Genomic DNA, 18,696 nt, shown 5'->3' on the forward strand with positions numbered 1-18,696 from the left:
TGACCGGATGGCGACGCCATCGCAGTGACACAGGAAGAACCCACGCTGCCGCGATACGTTCCGCAGCCGAAAAGAATAAAGATTTCAAAAGGAAAGGCCCCGGAAAAAGTCTGAGCCCGGAACGTGTCGGGGGGGGAGACGTTCCGGGCTCATATTTTGCGGATAGCAAGAGCGGGGGGCAAAAGATTTGCTATCCGGAATACAGAACCCGTCATGGCCCAAATCGGTTCCCGCCAGCCTTCAAAAAAGCATTTTTTAATATGCCTTTTTTCCAGTCACTTCGATGATTATCAGATTCTTAACCGCAAGAAACCGCCGGTTCTGGCAAAAAAACGATGTCAGATGAGCGGACGGCCGCTGTTGCGATATTCCGGCCGGATGGTGGATTCCGGCAGGCCGTCATCGACACGCTGCGGTAGCGGCGCTGGTGTCCATCCGCTGCGCGGCGCGACCGGGGGTAGGGCTTGGGTGGGCGGCGTATAGGGCGCTGCCAGCATCTCGATCGGCTGCGCCGGGCGGGCGGGCCAGCTGGTGCGGGCCGGTCCCGATATCGTCTCGCGCCCCAGATAGGGGGCGGCGAAGGCCGCGGGTGTGCCGCTGAAGCCGGGATTGCGATAGAAGATATGCGCGCCGATCACCGCCACCGCCTGTAGGCTGGACGACCAGTCGGGCCGCACGGCCAGCGTGTGATAATGGGTGGCGAGGCCGACCGGGGCATAGACTTTCCCCGCCAGCGCGTCCTCCGCCACGCGCCGCGCCCGCACCCATGCGGCCGCGGCGGGCACGCGCGCCATCGCCCCGTCGCAGCTGAAGGTGAACTGGCATCGATAGTCGGTGCGTTCCGACCCCTGATAGACGACGCCGCACACCGTATTGGGCCATAGCTGGCTGCGCACGCGGTTCAGAACCACCTGCGCCACCGCGCGCTGGCCATCGTCCGGTTCGTTGGCGGCCTCATAATAGACGGCCGAGGTCAGGCAGTTGAGCGCGCGATAGCTGTCGAGGCCGGTGAGGCCGCGAAAGATCATGGCGGGCGCGGCCTTCACTTCGTCTAGGCCCAGAACATGCTCGCTCTGCACCGTGGCGACGCCGGGCACCGGATCGAACGCCCCTTGCGCATAGAAAAAGGCGGAGCCGGGGAAGTTCGCGCCCGAATCTTCCGCCGGATCGGCCATCGATCGGCTTTGTTCGCCGTCCAGCATGTCGAGCGGCGCGGCGGTGATCAGGCGCGGGGCGACGAGCAACAGCAGCGCGATCGCAAGGATCGCCCCATGTCCCTTCCATCCCCGCATCTGCGCAAAAAACCGCATGCCAAACCCTGTTGCTGCGCGACACCATGTCGGCCCAGCCCGCCCTTAACCCAATTCCCTTGCGCTTTCCTCTATGGATTTGGGCCTGTGCCGCGATGGGACGCCGGAGGGTGAAAAGATTAACCGGGCAAAGATTAACAGCGCGGTGAAATGGCCGCTTTCTCAGTGTCATCATTCCCTTGCTTGGCAAAGCCGCGCCCGCTCCGCTATGCGGGTGCCATGCTGCTTCAACCCAATAGTCTCGCGCTCATCGGCAACACCCCTATGGTGCGCCTCGCTGGTCCTTCGCAGGAAACCGGCTGCGATATTTTCGCCAAGTGCGAATTCGCCAATCCCGGCGCCTCGGTCAAGGACCGGGCGGCGCTGTTCATCGTCAACGATGCCGAGGAAAAGGGCCTGCTTCAGCCCGGCGGCACCATCGTCGAGGGGACGGCTGGCAATACCGGCATCGGCCTGGCGCTGGTCGCCAATGCCAAGGGGTATAAGACGATCATCGTCATGCCCGAAACGCAGAGCCGGGAAAAGATGGATACGCTGCGGGCGCTGGGCGCCGAGCTGGTGACGGTCCCGGCCGCGCCTTATTCGAACCCCGGCCATTTCGTCCACACGTCACGTCGGCTGGCGGAGGAGACGGAAGGCGCGATCTGGGCCAACCAGTTCGACAATATCGCCAACCGCAAGGCGCATATCGTCGGCACGGCCGAGGAGATCTGGACCCAGATGGACGGCCGGATCGACGGCTTCACTTGTGCGGCCGGCACCGGCGGCACGATCGCGGGCGTGGGCCTGGGCCTGAAAGCCAAGGATGAGAATATCACCATCGCGCTCAGCGATCCGCATGGCGCAGCGCTCTACAGCTATTATGCGACCGGCGAGTTGAAGTCTGAAGGCTCTTCGGTGGCCGAGGGCATCGGCCAGGGGCGCATCACCGCCAATCTGGAAGGTGCGCCGATCGACACCCAGTTCCGCATTTCCGACGCGGACGGCATGGAGTGGGTCCGTCGCTTGCTAAGCGAGGAAGGGCTGTGCCTGGGCCTGTCGTCGGGCATCAATGTCGCGGGTGCGGTGGCGCTGGCGCGGCAATTGGGGCCGGGCAAGCGGATCGCGACGATCCTGTGCGACACCGGCTTTCGCTATCTTTCGACCCTTTATAACCGTCAGTGGCTCGAATCTAAGGGCTTGACGGTCTTCCCCTGGCTCGCGCACACTGCATGAACGCCGACACGGGTCGCGGCGAAGAGGTTCAGAGCGTCGCCATGGCTGAAACACCCCGCCGACAGGAAGGGTTACAGCGCGTCCAGATTGGCTTGACCGGTCTGGCGGGTGTGGTGTTGCTGGTGGGCCTGGCCAATATCGTCATCGAAAAGGCGCGGCTGGACGATGCCGCGCTGCCGCCGCCGGTGGTGCCGACGCTCAGCGCCAGCAGCAATGCCGTGTCGCCCCGCGATCCGCTGGCCGAACTGGGCGTGCAGCCAGCGCCGGAACAGGCGCCGATCGTTCCTGATCTGCAACCCGATCCCAATATCCGCAAACCCATGGACCGCGATCCCACGCAGCAGCAGCGCTGAGTGATGCAGCCGGGCCGGGATCGCCGCCGATGATGGCGGGGTTGAAACGATTCCTGTGGCTCTGGCTGCCAGCGCTGGTAATTATGCTGGCGGGCCTCTGGCGCGCCTGGCTGACCGGGCAGGCCGATCCCTGGGACTGGGGCGTGCCCATGGCGCTGCTCCTCGCCGGGGCGGGCCTGCTGCTGGCGCGACGCGGATGGGCGATGCTGACCTGGGTGGCGGTGGGTGGCGTCGGGATGGCGCTGATCTTCTGTGCTTTCGCGGCGGGACGCGCGCCGGATGGGATGGCGGTGCTAGGGCTGTTCGCGGTCGCGCTGCTGGCCGTTCTCGGCGGGGCATTCATACGCCAACATCCGTTCGTTTCGAGCGAAGTCGAGAAGCCCGGCGCAAACGCTTCTCGACTTCGCTCGAAACGAACGGGCTTGGGTGTGATTTTCCTTGTTATGGCGGCGCTACTCCTCTGGCGCGGCCCCGCCCAGCCGTTGCAACCCGCCCCGGATCGCCCGAGGCTCGCCGTCATCACCGGCCTGCCGCTCTTCTGGAGCGAGTCGGGGCAGGGCGGGCCACAGGAAGCGCCCATCGTCACGATCCTGCGCACCCGCTTCACGGTCATGCCTATGGACGACACGGTGCAGCTCAAGGCATCGGGCGCGCGACGCCTGTTGCTGGCGCAGCCACGCGCGCTGACGCCCGCGCAACTGGTTGCGATCGATCGATGGGTGCGGGATGGCGGCACTGCGCTGGTGCTGGCCGATCCGCTGCTGCGCTGGCCGTCGGACCTGCCGCTGGGTGATCGCCGCCGCGCGCCGCCTACCAGCCTGCTGGGGCCGCTGCTTGAACATTGGGGCTTCGCGCCGTCGGGCGTCATGGAAGGATCGGAAATCCGGCATTTTCTACCCGATGGCCAGTTGATCACCCTGTCCGGCGTGCAGCGATCGGGTGCGGCCCTGCTGCATCGCCAGCGCATCGGCCAGGGCGCGGTGCTGGTGCTGGGCGACGCCGATCCGATAGATGATCGCTTGTGGCTCGCCGATCCCGCCCATCCGCTCGATCCCCGCTATTGGGTGGCCGATACGCCTGCGCTCGTCGTCCGCTGGTTGGGCGGGGCATCCATCCCCGGCTACCGGCGCTGGATGCGCGACGCGCAGGATGTCACCCGCGCGCTCCGTTGGGCGCTTCTGGCCGGGACGATATGGGCGATAGTGGGCGCGATGCTGCTCCACCGGGGACGGCGCGGGGCCACGCCCGGAACAAAAGGAGAAGATGGCGAGGCAAAAGATAACAAATCCGGTTAGTCCCGAATTTCACCGTCTTTTCCCACTACTGCCCATGCTTTCCCATTGCAGTGACCCCCCATGCTTGGTACGTAAACCAGCATTGGGGTTCGTCAGGCTTTTGTGCAGTCCTGTACGCTGGATGGTCTTCTCGTGATTCCGGCGACAGGCGGCCTGTGCCCTGCATAAAAGGGGTCGGTTGCCAGCGTGTCGGACGTCATTCTCTATTCGGGCAACGCATTCAGCGTCGCGGACGGCAAGGGCCGTTTCGTGCTGCCCCTGGAGATGCGCAAGCTGGTCACCCAGGCCAGCGGCGGGCAGAATCGGCTGTGCCTGTCGATCCATATGGACAATGGCTGCGCCACCGGCTTCGGCCTGTCCCACAAGCAGTTCCTGTTCGAAGAGGTCGATAAGCTGGAGCGTCAGGCCTATGAAGCCGGGCGCGATTTCAACGCCGATCTGGAACGCGAAAATCGGCTGGGCACGATCGAGGACGTCAATTTCGACGATGCCGGCCGCTTCTTCCTGCACCCTGATATCAAGGACGAAGCCGGCATCACCGACGCGATCTTCTTCTATGGCGTTGGCCGCTATTTCCAGGTCTGGAAGCCCGAAGCGCTCATCGAAAGCCCCGATCGCCCGGCGCTGATCCGCAACAAGGTCCGGCGCTGGATCGACGCGCGAGCCGAAGGGGCGGCCAAGTGAGCGACGCCGTTTCCGCAACCGCCCCCCACATTCCCGTCCTCCTTGCCGAAGTGCTCGACGCTCTCGCCATCACCCCTGGCGAGATACATGTCGATGGCACCTTTGGCGCGGGTGGCTACAGCAGCGCCATGGCGATGGCCCAGGCGCAGGTCTTCGCCTTCGATCGTGACCCCGATGCGATCCGCGAAGGGCAGGGCGTGGCCGATGCGCATGGCATCACGCTGATCGCGGGCGAATTTTCGCGCATGGTCGAATTGCTGGCGGAACGCGGCATCAGCCAGGTGTCGGGCATCACGCTCGACATCGGCGTCTCCTCGATGCAGCTCGACCGGGCGAATCGCGGCTTTTCCTTCCAGGCCGACGGCCCGCTCGACATGACGATGAGCCAGGACGGCATGAACGCCGCCGATTTCCTCAACACCGCGTCGGAAGAGGATATCGCCAACGTCATCTACCGCTATGGCGACGAACCGCGGTCGCGCCGCGTGGCCCGCGCCATCGTGGCGGCGCGCCCGCTGGAGCGCACCGCCCAGTTGGCCGCCGTGGTCCGCCGCGCACTGGGCCACAAGCCGCATGACAAGAAAGACCCGGCGACCCGCACCTTCCAGGCGATCCGCATCCATGTGAATCAGGAACTGGAAGAGCTGGAGCGGGCGCTCGACGCGGCCGAGGCGCTGCTGGAGGAGGGTGGTCGCCTTGCGATCGTCACCTTCCACAGTCTGGAGGACCGTATCGTCAAGCAGTTCCTGCGCAATCGCAGCGGTGGCGAGGGGGCCGGGTCCAGGCATCTACCCGAACGCGCCGCGGCACCGCAACCGACCTTCGCCAAGCCCGCCAAGCCGGTGCGGGCAGGGGACGCAGAACTGGCGCGCAACCCCCGCGCGCGGTCCGCCACGCTGCGCTCCGCCATCCGCACCTCTGCCCCCGTCTCCTCGCCTCCCCGGAGTTCCAGCATATGATCGCCGTGAAGAGGTTGCAGAGCCTGATCTGGGTGATCCTGGTCGCACTGGGCGCGCTGGGGGCCTATATGGTGTCGCTCAAGGTTGCGACCGAGCGTAACGAGCTGATGAAGGTGCGCGCGCAGATCGCGGGGGCGAAGGGCGACATTCGCTATCTGGAAACGGAATTTAGCGCGCGCGCCTCGATGCGCCAGCTGGAAAGCTGGAACCAGCATGACTTCATGTACGCCACGCCCAGCGCCCAGCAATATCTGGGCGGCGAACGGGCGCTGGCGCATCTGGATGGCATCCAGCCCAACGGCCCCGACTATGTCGCCCCGCCGGTGATGGTGGCGATGGTCGAAACCCCCGCCGACCTGCCGTCCGCGCCGCAAAGAGGCCCCGAAAGCCCGGCCGCGACCCAGATTCGCAGCGATATCGCGGTGATTCGAGAGGCCCATGCCGCCGATGTCGTTGACAAGCTGCCCAAGCCCGCGCCTCGCACCCCGGCGCAGCAGGCCAAGGTTGATGCCGATGTGAGCAAGCCCAATCCGATTGCGCGCAAGGCGGAACGGATGGCGATGCTCGACGCCAAGCTGCTGGACGACAGCACGCTGGGCGACCTGTCCGCCAAGGCGGCGCGCGAGAAACGCAGGGAGCAGCGCTGATGGCGACGATCATTGTCCAGCCAGGTGGCGAACGGGCGGGGCGACAACGGCTCAACCTGACCGCCATCGCCCATAACCGGTTGATGCTGCTGCTGATCCTGTTCCTGGCTATCACCACTGTCCTGATCGGCCGACTCGCCTGGGTCGGCATTTTTGCGCAGGGGACGACGGGCGATGGCAGTCTGGCCGCTTTCCTGCCCGCGCGCGCCGATATCGTCGATCGCAACGGCGTGCCACTGGCGCGCACGATGGACGCCTATTCGGTCGCGGTCCGTCCGTCCAAGCTGATCGGCGATCCGGCCGAACTGGCGCGCAAGCTGCACGACATCTTTCCCGACGAACCCGAAGCGACCTTCTACAAGAAACTGACGGGACGAGGCTGGGCCTATCTGCGCCGCCGCGCGCTGCCCGAACAGGTGGCGGCGGTGAATGCGCTGGGCGAAATCGGCATCGAATTTCCGCGTGAGAAGGAGCGGCTCTACCCGCAGCGCACCCTTGCCGCGCATGTGCTGGGCTTCGCGCCGGATTCCGCTGGCGTGGGCGGCATGGGGGTGGAGGCGGTCTTCAACGACCGGCTGACGGATGTAGCGCAGCGCGGCAAGCCCTTCGCCATATCGATCGACAGCCGGGTGCAGGGCGCGCTGGAAAGCGAGCTTTACGCCCAGTTGGTGCAGACGCGGGCCAAGGGTGCGGGCGGGGTCATCATGGACGCCAATACCGGCGAGATCATCGCCATGGCCTCCATTCCCGTATTCGACCCCAACAAGCTGCAAAATTATGCCGGCAAAAGTTGCAGCCAGTCGCCGCTCTGCAATCATATGGTGCAGGCCCGCTACGAAATGGGTTCCTCGTTCAAGCCGCTCGCCATCGCGGCGGCCATGGACGCCGGCGTCGTGACGTCGATGAGCAAGCGCTATGATGCGACCGCCCCACTTGCCGTCGCCGGCTTCCGCATCAAGGACGATCATGCGATGGGCCGCTGGATCAACGTGCCGGAAATCCTCGTCCACAGCTCCAATATCGGCACCGCGCGGATCGCTGACGAAATGGGCGCGGCACCGCTGCAAAAGATGTTCCGCAGCCTGGATTTCGACCAGCGCGCGCCGATCGAGTTTAACGAGCGCGCCAAGGGCATCTGGCCATCCAGCTGGGGCCGCATCACCAGCATGACCACATCCTACGGCCATGGCATCGCGGTCACGCCGCTGCATCTGGCGGCTGCCTATGCCGCTTTGGTCAATGGTGGCATCTGGCGTCCCGCGACCGTGCGTAAGCTCAGCGCCGATGAAGTGCCCGACGGGCGGCGCGTGTTTTCCGCCGCCACCAGCGCGCGGATGCGGCAACTGTTGCGGATGATCGTGTCGGCGGGTACAGGACGTAGCGCCGACGCCAAGGGATTCCGGGTGGGCGGCAAGACGGGTTCCGCCGAAAAGCCTCAAGAGGGGCGCTATAACAAGACTTCGCTGGTGACGACTTTCGCTTCTGCCTTCCCGATGGACAATCCCCGCTACGTAGTCGTCGCGATCATGGACGAGGCGACGGGCCAATATGGCCTGCGCACGGCCGCCTGGACCGCCGCGCCGGTGGTCAAGCGGGTGGTGGAGCGGACCGGGCCGATGCTGGGGGTGATGCCGGACGAGAGCCGTGACGTCGATATTTCCGACCTGATGCCGCTGCTGCACGGCGACAAGGAGAAAGAATGATGCGCCTTGGCTCGCTGGTCGAAGGTCTGGACGCTGCGATGTCGGGAGAGGCTGGCACAAGTGCCGGCCTCGATTCGTCCGTGACGGGCTTCGCCATCGATAATCGCAAGGTCGCGCCCGGCACTGTCTTCGGGGCCTTCCAGGGGCTGCGCGTCAATGGTGAGGATTATATCGCCGATGCGGTCAAGGCGGGCGCCGTCGCCGTCGTCGCCCGGCCGGAGGCGAAGGTCGAGGGCGCGATCCACATCGCCCATGCCAATCCCCGCCGCCTGCTGGCGCTGATGGCGGCCCGCTATTTCGCACCTTTTCCGGACGTGACCGTCGCCGTCACCGGCACCAATGGCAAGACCAGCACGGTCGAACTCGCCCGCCAGCTGTGGCGGATGATGGGGCATAAGTCCGCGTCGATCGGCACGCTGGGCGTCACGACCTCGGTCGATCAGGTATCGACCGGCCTGACCACGCCGGACATCGTCACCTTCCTTGCCAATATGTCGGGCCTGCGCCGTGAGGGCATCACCCACGCCGCGTTCGAGGCGTCGAGCCATGGCCTCGACCAGTATCGCACCGAAGGACTGCCGGTGATCGCGGGCGCATTCACCAACCTGTCGCGCGACCATCTCGATTATCATGGCGACATGGAAAGCTATTTCGACGCCAAGATGCGGCTGTTCGATGAAGTGGTGTCGGCGGATGGCGCGGCGGTCGTGTGGGCCGACGACGCCTGGTCCGCCAAGGTCATCGATCGGGTGCAGGCGCGGGGCCTGCGCCTTTTGACTGTCGGCGCGCAGGGCGATGCGCTGCGCCTGGTCAACCGCACCCCGACCCATTTGGGCCAGACGCTGGAGATCGAGGCGGAAGGAAAGCTCTACAAGGTTAACCTGCCGCTGATCGGTGCCTATCAGGCCGCCAACGCCCTGACCGCCGCCGGACTCGTCATCGCGACCGGTGGCGACACGGCCAAGGTGCTGGAACTGCTCGGCCGGGTCCAGCCGGTACGCGGGCGTCTGGAACGCGCCGTCATCAGCAAGGCGGGCGCGCCCGTCTATGTGGATTATGCCCATACCCCCGATGGCCTGAAGGCCGCGATCGAGGCGTTGCGCCCGCATACGCGCGGCAAACTCATCACCCTGTTCGGCGCGGGCGGCGATCGCGACGCGGGCAAACGGCCGCTGATGGGCAAGGTCGCAGCGGAATTGTCCGACCATGTCATCGTCACCGACGACAATCCCCGATCCGAAGAGCCTTCGGCAATCCGCGCCGCCGTGCTGGCGGGCGCTCGGCAAGCGCAGGAAATCGGCGGCCGCCGCGCCGCGATCGCCGCCGCGATCGCGCTGGCCGGGCCGGACGATATCGTCCTGCTCGCGGGCAAGGGGCATGAACAGGGCCAGATCATCGGCGACCGCGTGCTGCCCTTCGACGACGTCACCGTCGCGCGGGAGTGCGCGGGTTGATGCAAAATATGTGCTCAAATCCGTTCGCCCTGAGCCTGTCGAAGGGCCTTTCTTTTCTTGAAGGAAGAGAAGGGCTTCGACAGGCTCAGCCCGAACGGGGTTTTGTTTCTGGAGCGTTGGATTGATGCCAGATCTCTGGACCTCCACCGAAATCGCTGAGGCCACAGGCGGCGCCGCGTCGGCGCCGTTCGCCGTTTCGGGCGTCGCCTTCGACAGTCGCGAAGTGGGGCAGGGCGACCTGTTCGTCGCGATGAAGGGTGAGGCGACCGACGGCCATAAATTCATCGACAAGGCATTCGGCCAGGGCGCGGCCGGCGCGATCGTCAGCGAACCCGTCGCCTATCCCCATATCCTGGTCCCAGACAGCGCCGCCGCGCTCGAAGCGTTGGGCAAAGCATCGCGCAAGCGCATGGATGGCAAGGTGATCGGCGTCACCGGATCGGTCGGCAAGACCGGCACCAAGGAAGCGCTGTTTCAGGCGCTCGATCGCGCGGCGCGGGACCAGGTGCATCGTTCGGTCAAAAGCTATAACAACCATGTCGGCGTGCCATTGAGCCTTGCCCGGATGCCGCACGGGTCGGCTTACGGCGTGTTCGAAATGGGCATGAACCACGCGGGCGAACTGGCGGCCCTGACCCGGCAGGTCCGCCCGCATGTCGCCATCGTCACCGCGATCGCGCCCGCCCATATCGAATTTTTCGGCACGGAAGCGAAGATCGCCGAGGCCAAGGCGGAGATTTTCGAGGGGCTGCAACCCGGCGGCACCGCGATCATCCCCTATGACAGCCCGCATGTCACCTTGCTCTACAACAAGGCGGAGCGCCATGCTGCCCGCATCCTGACCTTTGGCACCAGTCCGCAGGCGGATATCTGCGCCCGCGAAGCCGTGCCTGCGCCGGGCGGCGGCACGCTGGTCACAGCGACCCTGCCCGACGCGGAGCTTTGTTTCACCGTGGCCGCGCCGGGCGACCATTGGGTGTCGAACGCGCTGGCCGTACTGGCCGCGGTCGACGCGGTGGGTGGCGATCTGGCCGCAGCGGGCCTTGCGCTTGCCGAAATGCCGGGCCTGCCGGGCCGGGGCGAACGGCGCATCCTCCCCGTCGCGGGCGGGCAAGCGCTGCTGATCGACGAAAGCTACAACGCCAATCCGCTGTCCATGACCGCCACGCTCACGCAACTGGGCCGTGAAAAGGCCGACCGGCGCGTCGCCATATTGGGCGGGATGCGTGAACTGGGCGACCGCAGCATCGAACTCCACGCCGGCCTTGTCGAGCCGCTGGGCGTGGGCCAGGTCGACTATGCCATATTGGTCGGCGCGGAAATGACGCCGCTGGCCGATGCCTTGGTCGGCATCATCCCCTTTGTGCATGTCGCCGATACGGCGGCCGCCATCCCCCTCATTCAAAGCGAAATGCGCGCGGGCGACGCGATATTGGTCAAGGGTTCGAACGGCGTGGGCCTGTCCCGCCTGGTCGCCGCCCTTGGCGAGAACGCCGGCGAAGGAAAGACGAACTGATGCTCTACTGGCTGGCCCAGACTATGGATTTCGCGGGGGTGTTCAACCTCATCCGCTATCTGTCCTTCCGCGCAGGCGCGGCGATCTTTACGTCGCTGATCATCGGCCTGGTGATCGGCCCCAAATTCATCGGCTGGCTGCGCGTCCGCCAGGGCAAGGGGCAGCCGATCCGCGACGACGGTCCGCAGACGCACCTCGCCAAGCGCGGCACGCCGACCATGGGCGGCCTTATGATCCTGACCTCCATGATCATTTCGGTGCTGCTGTGGATGGACTTGTCGTCCACCTATGTCTGGGCCTGCCTGTTCGTGACGCTGGGCTTCGGCGCGATCGGTTTTCTGGATGATTATGACAAGGTGACGAAAGCCAGCCACAAGGGGCTGTCAGGCAAGATGCGCCTGTTGTTCGAATTTCTGATCGCCGGTTTCGCGGCCTGGATGATCGTCAACCAGCATGGCAATACCGCGCTCTACGTGCCTTTCTACAACGGCCCGGCGATCGAACTGGGACCGTTCTACTTCTGCTTTGCCGCCTTCGTCATCGTCGCGTTCGGCAATGCGGTGAACCTGACCGATGGCCTGGACGGCCTCGCCACCATGCCGGTCATCATCGCCAGCCTTGCCTTCATGCTGATCGTCTATCTGGTCGGCCGCGCGGACTTTGCCGAATATCTGGGCATTCCCCATGTGCCCGGCGCGGGCAATCTGACCATCCTGTGCGGCGCGATCATCGGCGCGGGCCTTGCCTTCCTCTGGTTCAACGCGCCGCCCGCCGCCGTCTTCATGGGCGACACGGGTTCGCTGGCTTTGGGCGGGACGATCGGCGTGATCGCGGTCACCGCGCACCATGAAATCGTGCTGGGCATCATCGGCGGCCTCTTCGTCGTGGAGGCGCTTAGCGTCATCATCCAGGTCTTCTTCTACAAACGAACCGGCAGGCGCGTGTTCAAGATGGCGCCGATCCACCATCATTTCGAGCAACTGGGCTGGGCCGAACCGACCGTGGTGATCCGCTTCTGGATCATCGCCTTCGTGCTGGCGCTCGCCGGTCTTGCCACGTTGAAACTGCGATGATCGTTTCGGACGTCTTTGCCGGGAAGACCTACGCCGTGCTAGGGCTGGCGCGGTCCGGCCTCGCAACGGTTGAGACGCTGCTGGCCAGCGGGGCGCGGGTCGTGGCCTGGGATAGTCAGGAGACTGCGCGGGCGCAGGTCGAAGGCCGCGCTGAACTGGGCGATCCGATGGAGATCGACCTGTCCGGTTTCGACGGCATCGTCGTGTCGCCGGGCGTGCCATTGAACCGCCATCCCATCACCATGCGCGCCAGAATCGCGGGCGTCCCAATCATCGGCGACATCGAACTGTTCGCGCTCGCTTGCCCGAAGCTGCCCCCGCACAAGGTCGTCGGCATCACCGGCACCAACGGCAAGTCGACCACCACCGCGCTGATCCATCACATCATCGAGCAGGCGGGCTACCCCACCGTCATGGGCGGCAATATCGGCCTGCCGATCCTCAGTCAGCCGCCGCTGGAGCCGAACCTGCACGGCGTGGGCGTCTATGTGCTGGAACTGTCCAGCTACCAGATCGACCTGACCCATAGCCTCGATTGCGACGTCGCGGTGCTGCTCAACATCACGCCGGATCATCTCGATCGGTACGATGGGTTCGAAGGCTATGTCGCGTCGAAGGCGCGGCTGTTCGCGATGCAGTCGGCTGAGCATGTAGCTATTATTGCCGCTGACGATGAACCGAGCCGATCTGTTGTGGTAAACGTCGCTGGATTGCCGGTCCTAGTGCAGTCTTCCGACATCGACCCCATCGCCCAACTCGCCTGGCCCGCGCTCCAAGGCCCGCACAACGCGCAAAATGCAGCTGTCGCCATCGCTGTCGCAAAAGCGCTGGGTATCGACACCGATACCATCGCCAACGCCCTAGCCAGCTACGCCTCGCTCCCCCACCGGATGCAGGCCGTCGCCACCCGCAACGGCGTCCTCTACGTCAACGACAGCAAGGCGACCAACGCCGCCTCGACCGCCCCGGCGCTCGCCGCCTGGCCCGCCAAGGACGGCCGTCCCCGCATCCACTGGATTTTAGGCGGCGTCGCCAAATCCGACAATCTGGACGAGTGCGTCCCCCATTTCGCCAATGTCGCCCACGCCTATACGATCGGCGAAGCGGGGCATATGTTCGCCGATCTGCTGCGCCCCGCTATGGCGGTGGACGACAGTGAGATGCTAAGCGCCGCCGTCCGCCGTGCCGCGCGCATCGCGCAGCCCGGCGACGTGGTGCTGTTGTCGCCCGCCTGCGCCAGTTTCGATCAGTTTCGCGATTTCGAGGCGCGCGGCGACGCCTTCGTCGCCGCCGTCGCGGCGCTCGATTAAGGCTCCGGGGCGACGATGAGCAAAAGGGGAACAGGCATGTCCAGAGCAGGCGAATTGGTGAAGGGTTTCCGCACCCGCACCGTGCCGCGCGAACGCACCGCGCTCGCCATCTGGTTCTGGGAGATCGACCGCGTCCTGCTGTCGCTAATCGTCACGCTGATGGCGATCGGCCTGGTCGCCGTCGCGGCAGCGTCCCCCGTCGCCGCGATCGATCGATCGACTGCCTCGATCGCGGTCAACCCGCTGATCTATTTCTACCGCCAGCTGATGTGGGTATTCATCGGCCTGCCGATCATGCTGATCATCTCCATGCTCCCCCGGCCGCAAGCGCGGCGGCTGGCCATTTTCGGCTGCGCCTTCTTCTTCATCATGCTGATGTTCGTGCCGCTATTGGGATCGACCGTGAACGGCGCGAAGCGCTGGATCGATTTGCCCGGCTTCCGTTTCCAGCCGTCCGAATTTTTGAAACCCGTCTTCGTCGTGGCTCTCGCCTGGCTGCTGTCGCTGCGCGCCAAGGATATGACCCTGCCGGTCGTGCCCTTGAGCTTCGCGGTCACCGGCCTCATCGCCATCATCCTGATGCGCCAGCCCGACTTCGGCCAGACCGTCATCTTCGCCGCTTGCCTTGGCGTGCTGCTGCTGCTGTCGGGCGTGTCGATGCGCTTCATCGGCGGCATGGCCGGCGTCGCGCTGGCCGGGCTGGTCGCGGTCTATATGTTCTACGAAAATGGCCGCCAGCGGGTGAACGACTTCCTTGGCATCGGTGTCCAGCTAGACGCCGGCCCGGACCAGACCGACCTTGCCTTCCGCACCATTTCCCATGGCGGTTTCACTGGCGTCGGGCCGGGCGGCGGCCAGAACAAGTTCCGCCTGCCCGAAGCGCATACCGACTATATCTTCTCGGTCATCGGCGAAGAGTTCGGCCTGCTCGCCTGCATCGCCATCGCCTGTGTCTATCTCGCCATCGTCGTGCGCGTGCTGCTGCGCCTGCTCGATGAGGAGGATGTGTTCACCATCCTCGCCGCTGCCGGCCTTACCACCCAGTTCGGGTTGCAGGCGATCATCAACATGGGCGTCAATGCGCAGATATTTCCGTCAAAGGGTATGACGCTGCCCTTTATCAGCTATGGCGGCTCCTCTATGCTGGCGCTTTGCATCGGGGTCGGCCTGTTGCTCGCCTTTACCCGGCGCAATCCCTTCATGGGCCGGCATACCGTGGTCAAATGGAGTGGTCGATGAGCATTTCCCGTCACTTCGTCCTCGCCGCCGGCGGGACGGGGGGTCATATGATTCCGGCCCACGCCGTCGCCGAAGAGCTGATGGCGCGAGGGCATCATGTCGCGCTCGTCACCGATGAGCGCGGCGCAAAGATCCCTGGTATCTTCGACAAGGCGCCGGACAATCGGGCGCAGGTCCACATCATGCCCGCCGGTCGCATGACCAAGAACCCGGCCAGCTGGCCCGGCGCCTTGAAGGCGATCTGGGCAGGACGCGCCATGTCCCGGCGGCTCAACGAAACCTTCCGCCCCACCGCCGTCGTGGGCTTTGGCGGCTATCCCGCCATGCCCGCTTTGCTCGGCGCATTGGCCGATGGCATCCCGACTGCGATTCATGAACAAAATGCCGTGCTGGGCCGGGTCAACCGCCTGCTGGCCGGCCGGGTCGACGCCATCGCCACCGCCTATCCCGATGTCGAACGCTTGAAGGACGCTTATTCGTCCAAAGTGCATCTGATCGGCAATCCGATGCGTGAGGAAGTGAAGCAACTGCGCGAGGAGGATTTTCCCGCGCTGACCGACGAAAGCGTGTTCCGCGTGCTGGTGATCGGCGGTAGCCAGGGCGCTTCGATCCTGTCCAGCGTCGTGCCCGAAGGCCTTTCGATGCTCCCGGTTGCGCTCCGCCGTCGCTTGCAGGTGACGCAGCAATGCCGCGCCGAGGATATCGACCGCGTGCGGAAGGTCTATGCGGAGATGGAAATCCCCGCCGACCTCGCCACCTATTTCAACGACGTGCCCGAAAAGCTGGGCTGGTCGCATCTGGTGATCGCACGGGCCGGGGCGTCGACACTCGCCGAACTGACCTGCGCCGGCCGTCCCGCGATCCTCATCCCTCTGCCCAGCGCCATGGACGATCACCAGACCGCCAATGCCAGGGAAATGACGCAAGCGGGCGGCGCGCGCACGATCACGCAGGCGCGCTTCACTGCGGTCGAACTGGCCAAGCAGATGCAGAAAATGGCGCTCGAACCCGGCGCGCTCCAGAACGCGGCTAAGCGCGCGCGCGGCTGCGGCCGCCCGCACGCGGCGCGCGACATGGCCGACCTGCTCGAAAGCATCGGCCATGCCCCGATCATGAACGACCCGGTGCGCGTCGGCCCGACGCCGACGACGCTGAATCTGGCTGGGGTTCCGGCGTGACACATCAATTCAAAATCCTCCCCGATGCGGGGAGGTGGCAGCCCGAAGGGCTGACGGAGGGGGCTATCGTCCGGGCATTGTGTGGGGGGCTAACCCCCTCCACCACTGCTTCGCGGCGGTCCCCCTCCCCATATTGGGGAGGAATAGCATGAAGGGTGTCGGCACGGACATCGGCACGATCCATTTCATCGGCATCGGCGGCATCGGCATGTCCGGCATCGCCGAGGTGATGCACAATCTGGGCTATGACGTTCAGGGGTCGGACGTGGCCGAAGGCTATGTGGTTGAAGGGCTGCGCGCCAAGGGTATCCGCGTGATGATCGGCCACAAGGCGGAAAATCTGGGCGATGCCGCCGTGGTCGTCACCTCCACCGCGATCAAGCGCGGCAACCCGGAAGTCGAACTGGCGCTGGAAAACCGCGTCCCCGTCATCCGCCGCGCCGAAATGCTGGCCGAACTGATGCGCCTCAAATCCACCGTCGCGGTGGCCGGCACACATGGCAAGACCACGACGACGTCGATGGTCGCCGCGCTGCTGGACGCTGGCGGGGTCGATCCCACCGTCATCAATGGCGGCATCATCAACAGCTATGGCTCCAACGCGCGGCTGGGCAATAGCGACTGGATGGTCGTTGAAGCCGACGAGAGCGACGGCAGCTTTCTGCGCCTCGACGGCACGATCGCGGTCGTCACGAATATCGATCCCGAACATCTCGACCATTATGGCAGCTTCGACCGGGTGAAGGACGCCTTCGTCGAGTTCGTCGGCAATGTGCCCTTCTACGGCGCGGCGCTCTTGTGCCTCGACCATCCCGAAGTGCAGGCCATCCTGCCGCGGGTGCAGGACCGCCGCATCGTAACCTATGGCTTCTCCGCCCAGGCCGATATTCGCGGCGACAATGTCGTCAGCTTCCCCGGCGGCAACCGCTTCGACATCCAGGTGCGCGAGCGGGACGGATCGACCCGCAAGATCGAGGGCATCGAAATGCCGATGCCCGGCCGCCATAATGTGCTGAACGCCATGGCGGCGATCGGCGTGGCGCTGCACATGGGCATTGACGACGCGACCATCCAGACCGGCTTCGCCAAGTTTGGCGGGGTCAAGCGCCGCTTCACCAATGTCGGGCAGATCGATGTGGCGGGCGGCACCGCCACCGTGATTGACGATTATGGCCACCACCCGGTCGAGATCAAAGCGGTCCTCGCCGCCGCGCGCGAAGGGGCGAAAGGCCGCGTCATCGCCGTGGTCCAGCCGCATCGCTTCACCCGCCTGCGCGATCTGATGGACGAGTTTCAGCAGGCGTTCAACGACGCCGACATCGTCTATGCCGCCCCGGTCTATACCGCGGGCGAACAGCCGATCGAGGATGTGGACAGCGCCGCGCTGGTCGCCGGCCTCAAGCGCCGGGGCCATCGCCATGCCTCGACCGTCGCCGATGCGGATGAACTGGCGGCGCTGGTCGCCGCCGATATCCAGCCCGATGACATGGTCATCTGTCTGGGAGCGGGCGACATCACCAAATGGGCGGCGGGGCTGGCATCGGCCGTCTCCGCCAAGGTCAAGGAAGCCGTCTGATGTTCGAACTGTTCGCCGTCGGCCTGGAAATGCAAAAGCGCATGATCGACGCCCAGATGCAGGGCGTGGAGGCTGCGCGCGACATGGTCGAGGCCGCGCAACGCCAGGTCGAAACCGGCATGGCCGCGACCCAGGCGAACGAAGCGGGCCTGAAAGCCATGAAGAATTGGATGAACCTGTGGGGGATGCGCGGTTGAGCGGGACGATCGCCCTTCCGCCGGTGCGCGGCGCGCTAAAGGCCGACGCCCCGCTGGCCCCGCTCGTCTGGTTCAAGGCGGGCGGTGCCGCGCAATGGCTGTTCGAGCCGAAGGACGCGGACGACCTGTCCGATTTCCTCGCCATGCTCGATCCGCAAGTGCCGGTGATGGCGCTGGGCCTCGGCTCCAACCTGATCGTCCGTGACGGCGGCGTACCGGGCGTCGTCGTGCGGCTGGGCAAGCCCTTTGCCAAGGTTGCGGCTTTGGACGAAACGACGCTGACCTGCGGCGGCGGCGCTTCGGGCATCCTCGTCTCCTCGACCGCGCGCGACGCAGGGATTGCGGGCCTTGAGTTTCTGCGCTCCATCCCCGGCACGGTCGGCGGCTTCGTACGCATGAACGGCGGCGCCTATGGCCGGGAGACGCGCGACATCTTGGTCTCGTGCGAAGTCGTGCTGCGCTCTGGCGAGCAGATCACGCTGCTGAACCGCGACCTCCATTACACCTATCGCCATTCCAACCTGACCGACGGCGCGATCGTGGTGTCGGCGACGTTCCGCGGCGAACCGGGCGAGCCCGCCGCGATTCAGGCGGAAATGGACCGCATCGCCGCCGCGCGCGAGGAAAGCCAGCCGCTGCGCAGCAAGACCGGCGGCTCGACCTTCAAGAACCCGGAAGGGCACAAGGCCTGGCAGCTTGTGGACGAAGCAGGCTGTCGCGGCCTCCAGATGGGCGGCGCGCAGGTCAGCGAAAAGCACACCAATTTCCTGCTCAACAGCGGCGACGCCACCAGCGCAGACATCGAAGCGCTGGGCGAAGAAGTCCGCCGCCGCGTGAAGGCCAAGAACGGCGTCGAACTGGAATGGGAAATTCAACGGGTTGGGGTGGCGAAGTGAGTTTTGCGATCGAATTCCTCCCCGGTACGGGGAGGTGGCAGGCCGAAGGCCTGACGGAGGGGGCTTGCCTCCTTCGCTACGATAGCCCCCT

17 protein-coding genes are annotated in these 18,696 nt (G+C 65.3%); 16 read left to right on the plus strand and 1 reads right to left on the minus strand.

Annotated elements, in window-relative coordinates:
* Window positions 1-338 precede the first annotated feature (338 nt).
* Entirely contained in the window at window positions 339-1,310 is a 972-nt protein-coding gene (locus HHL08_RS14550; protein ID WP_169573879.1) for a cell wall hydrolase, read from the minus strand.
* 219 nt (window positions 1,311-1,529) lie between these two features.
* Between HHL08_RS14550 and HHL08_RS14555 the strand changes: the two genes are divergently transcribed.
* From HHL08_RS14555 to murB, 16 genes are all read left to right on the plus strand, one after another.
* Window positions 1,530-2,525, plus strand: a complete 996-nt coding sequence (locus tag HHL08_RS14555) for a cysteine synthase A (RefSeq protein WP_169573880.1) — start codon at window positions 1,530-1,532, stop codon at window positions 2,523-2,525.
* A 41-nt stretch (window positions 2,526-2,566) separates the two neighbouring features.
* On the plus strand, window positions 2,567-2,878 hold the full coding sequence (locus HHL08_RS14560) for a hypothetical protein (RefSeq protein WP_169573987.1): 312 nt from the start codon (window positions 2,567-2,569) through the stop codon (window positions 2,876-2,878).
* Window positions 2,879-2,907: 29 nt separating this feature from the next.
* Window positions 2,908-4,173, plus strand: coding sequence for a Gldg family protein (locus tag HHL08_RS14565; protein ID WP_169573881.1), 1,266 nt, complete (start codon window positions 2,908-2,910; stop codon window positions 4,171-4,173).
* A gap of 186 nt (window positions 4,174-4,359) precedes the next feature.
* Complete coding sequence (locus tag HHL08_RS14570) at window positions 4,360-4,857, plus strand: division/cell wall cluster transcriptional repressor MraZ (RefSeq protein WP_169573882.1); 498 nt, start codon at window positions 4,360-4,362, stop codon at window positions 4,855-4,857.
* Window positions 4,854-5,816 carry a 16S rRNA (cytosine(1402)-N(4))-methyltransferase RsmH gene (gene rsmH / locus HHL08_RS14575; RefSeq protein WP_169573883.1) on the plus strand — a complete coding sequence of 321 codons (963 nt, stop codon included), beginning with the start codon at window positions 4,854-4,856 and terminating at the stop codon, window positions 5,814-5,816. Before HHL08_RS14570 ends, rsmH begins: the two co-directional genes overlap by 4 nt.
* Window positions 5,813-6,463: a colicin transporter gene (locus HHL08_RS14580; protein WP_169573884.1), complete on the plus strand. Its 651-nt coding sequence runs from the start codon at window positions 5,813-5,815 to the stop codon at window positions 6,461-6,463. The genes rsmH and HHL08_RS14580 overlap by 4 nt, the downstream gene beginning before the upstream one ends.
* The gene (locus tag HHL08_RS14585; RefSeq protein ID WP_169573885.1) at window positions 6,463-8,166 is read left to right on the plus strand and encodes a peptidoglycan D,D-transpeptidase FtsI family protein; all 1,704 of its coding nucleotides are present in this window, start codon (window positions 6,463-6,465) and stop codon (window positions 8,164-8,166) included. Before HHL08_RS14580 ends, HHL08_RS14585 begins: the two co-directional genes overlap by 1 nt.
* Complete coding sequence (locus tag HHL08_RS14590; protein WP_169573988.1) at window positions 8,166-9,620, plus strand: UDP-N-acetylmuramoyl-L-alanyl-D-glutamate--2,6-diaminopimelate ligase; 1,455 nt, start codon at window positions 8,166-8,168, stop codon at window positions 9,618-9,620. Before HHL08_RS14585 ends, HHL08_RS14590 begins: the two co-directional genes overlap by 1 nt.
* A 124-nt stretch (window positions 9,621-9,744) precedes the next feature.
* The gene (locus HHL08_RS14595; protein ID WP_169573886.1) at window positions 9,745-11,136 is read left to right on the plus strand and encodes a UDP-N-acetylmuramoyl-tripeptide--D-alanyl-D-alanine ligase; all 1,392 of its coding nucleotides are present in this window, start codon (window positions 9,745-9,747) and stop codon (window positions 11,134-11,136) included.
* Entirely contained in the window at window positions 11,136-12,209 is a 1,074-nt protein-coding gene (mraY, locus tag HHL08_RS14600; protein WP_169573887.1) for a phospho-N-acetylmuramoyl-pentapeptide-transferase, read from the plus strand. Before HHL08_RS14595 ends, mraY begins: the two co-directional genes overlap by 1 nt.
* Window positions 12,206-13,519, plus strand: a complete 1,314-nt coding sequence (gene murD, locus HHL08_RS14605; RefSeq protein ID WP_169573888.1) for a UDP-N-acetylmuramoyl-L-alanine--D-glutamate ligase — start codon at window positions 12,206-12,208, stop codon at window positions 13,517-13,519. Before mraY ends, murD begins: the two co-directional genes overlap by 4 nt.
* 36 nt (window positions 13,520-13,555) lie before the next feature.
* Entirely contained in the window at window positions 13,556-14,758 is a 1,203-nt protein-coding gene (locus HHL08_RS14610) for an FtsW/RodA/SpoVE family cell cycle protein (RefSeq protein ID WP_169573889.1), read from the plus strand.
* On the plus strand, window positions 14,755-15,936 hold the full coding sequence (murG, locus tag HHL08_RS14615) for an undecaprenyldiphospho-muramoylpentapeptide beta-N-acetylglucosaminyltransferase (RefSeq protein WP_169573890.1): 1,182 nt from the start codon (window positions 14,755-14,757) through the stop codon (window positions 15,934-15,936). The genes HHL08_RS14610 and murG overlap by 4 nt, the downstream gene beginning before the upstream one ends.
* Before the next feature lie 148 nt (window positions 15,937-16,084).
* On the plus strand, window positions 16,085-17,512 hold the full coding sequence (murC, locus tag HHL08_RS14620; RefSeq protein WP_169573891.1) for a UDP-N-acetylmuramate--L-alanine ligase: 1,428 nt from the start codon (window positions 16,085-16,087) through the stop codon (window positions 17,510-17,512).
* Window positions 17,512-17,709: a hypothetical protein gene (locus tag HHL08_RS14625; protein ID WP_169573892.1), complete on the plus strand. Its 198-nt coding sequence runs from the start codon at window positions 17,512-17,514 to the stop codon at window positions 17,707-17,709. The genes murC and HHL08_RS14625 overlap by 1 nt, the downstream gene beginning before the upstream one ends.
* Entirely contained in the window at window positions 17,691-18,605 is a 915-nt protein-coding gene (gene murB, locus HHL08_RS14630) for a UDP-N-acetylmuramate dehydrogenase (protein ID WP_169573989.1), read from the plus strand. The genes HHL08_RS14625 and murB overlap by 19 nt, the downstream gene beginning before the upstream one ends.
* Window positions 18,606-18,696 lie beyond the last annotated feature (91 nt).

The sequence above is a fragment of the Sphingobium psychrophilum genome, from assembly GCF_012927105.1.
Taxonomy (GTDB): domain Bacteria; phylum Pseudomonadota; class Alphaproteobacteria; order Sphingomonadales; family Sphingomonadaceae; genus Sphingobium; species Sphingobium psychrophilum.

Coding starts and splice junctions, on each gene's coding strand:
- HHL08_RS14550 (WP_169573879.1), bottom strand. CDS start 1,310: ATGCGGTTTTTTGCGCAGATGCGGGGATGGAAGGGACATGGGGCGATC.
- HHL08_RS14555 (WP_169573880.1), top strand. CDS start 1,530: ATGCTGCTTCAACCCAATAGTCTCGCGCTCATCGGCAACACCCCTATG.
- HHL08_RS14560 (WP_169573987.1), top strand. CDS start 2,567: ATGGCTGAAACACCCCGCCGACAGGAAGGGTTACAGCGCGTCCAGATT.
- HHL08_RS14565 (WP_169573881.1), top strand. CDS start 2,908: ATGATGGCGGGGTTGAAACGATTCCTGTGGCTCTGGCTGCCAGCGCTG.
- HHL08_RS14580 (WP_169573884.1), top strand. CDS start 5,813: ATGATCGCCGTGAAGAGGTTGCAGAGCCTGATCTGGGTGATCCTGGTC.
- HHL08_RS14585 (WP_169573885.1), top strand. CDS start 6,463: ATGGCGACGATCATTGTCCAGCCAGGTGGCGAACGGGCGGGGCGACAA.
- HHL08_RS14590 (WP_169573988.1), top strand. CDS start 8,166: ATGCGCCTTGGCTCGCTGGTCGAAGGTCTGGACGCTGCGATGTCGGGA.
- HHL08_RS14595 (WP_169573886.1), top strand. CDS start 9,745: ATGCCAGATCTCTGGACCTCCACCGAAATCGCTGAGGCCACAGGCGGC.
- mraY (WP_169573887.1), top strand. CDS start 11,136: ATGCTCTACTGGCTGGCCCAGACTATGGATTTCGCGGGGGTGTTCAAC.
- murD (WP_169573888.1), top strand. CDS start 12,206: ATGATCGTTTCGGACGTCTTTGCCGGGAAGACCTACGCCGTGCTAGGG.
- HHL08_RS14610 (WP_169573889.1), top strand. CDS start 13,556: ATGTCCAGAGCAGGCGAATTGGTGAAGGGTTTCCGCACCCGCACCGTG.
- murG (WP_169573890.1), top strand. CDS start 14,755: ATGAGCATTTCCCGTCACTTCGTCCTCGCCGCCGGCGGGACGGGGGGT.
- murC (WP_169573891.1), top strand. CDS start 16,085: ATGAAGGGTGTCGGCACGGACATCGGCACGATCCATTTCATCGGCATC.
- HHL08_RS14625 (WP_169573892.1), top strand. CDS start 17,512: ATGTTCGAACTGTTCGCCGTCGGCCTGGAAATGCAAAAGCGCATGATC.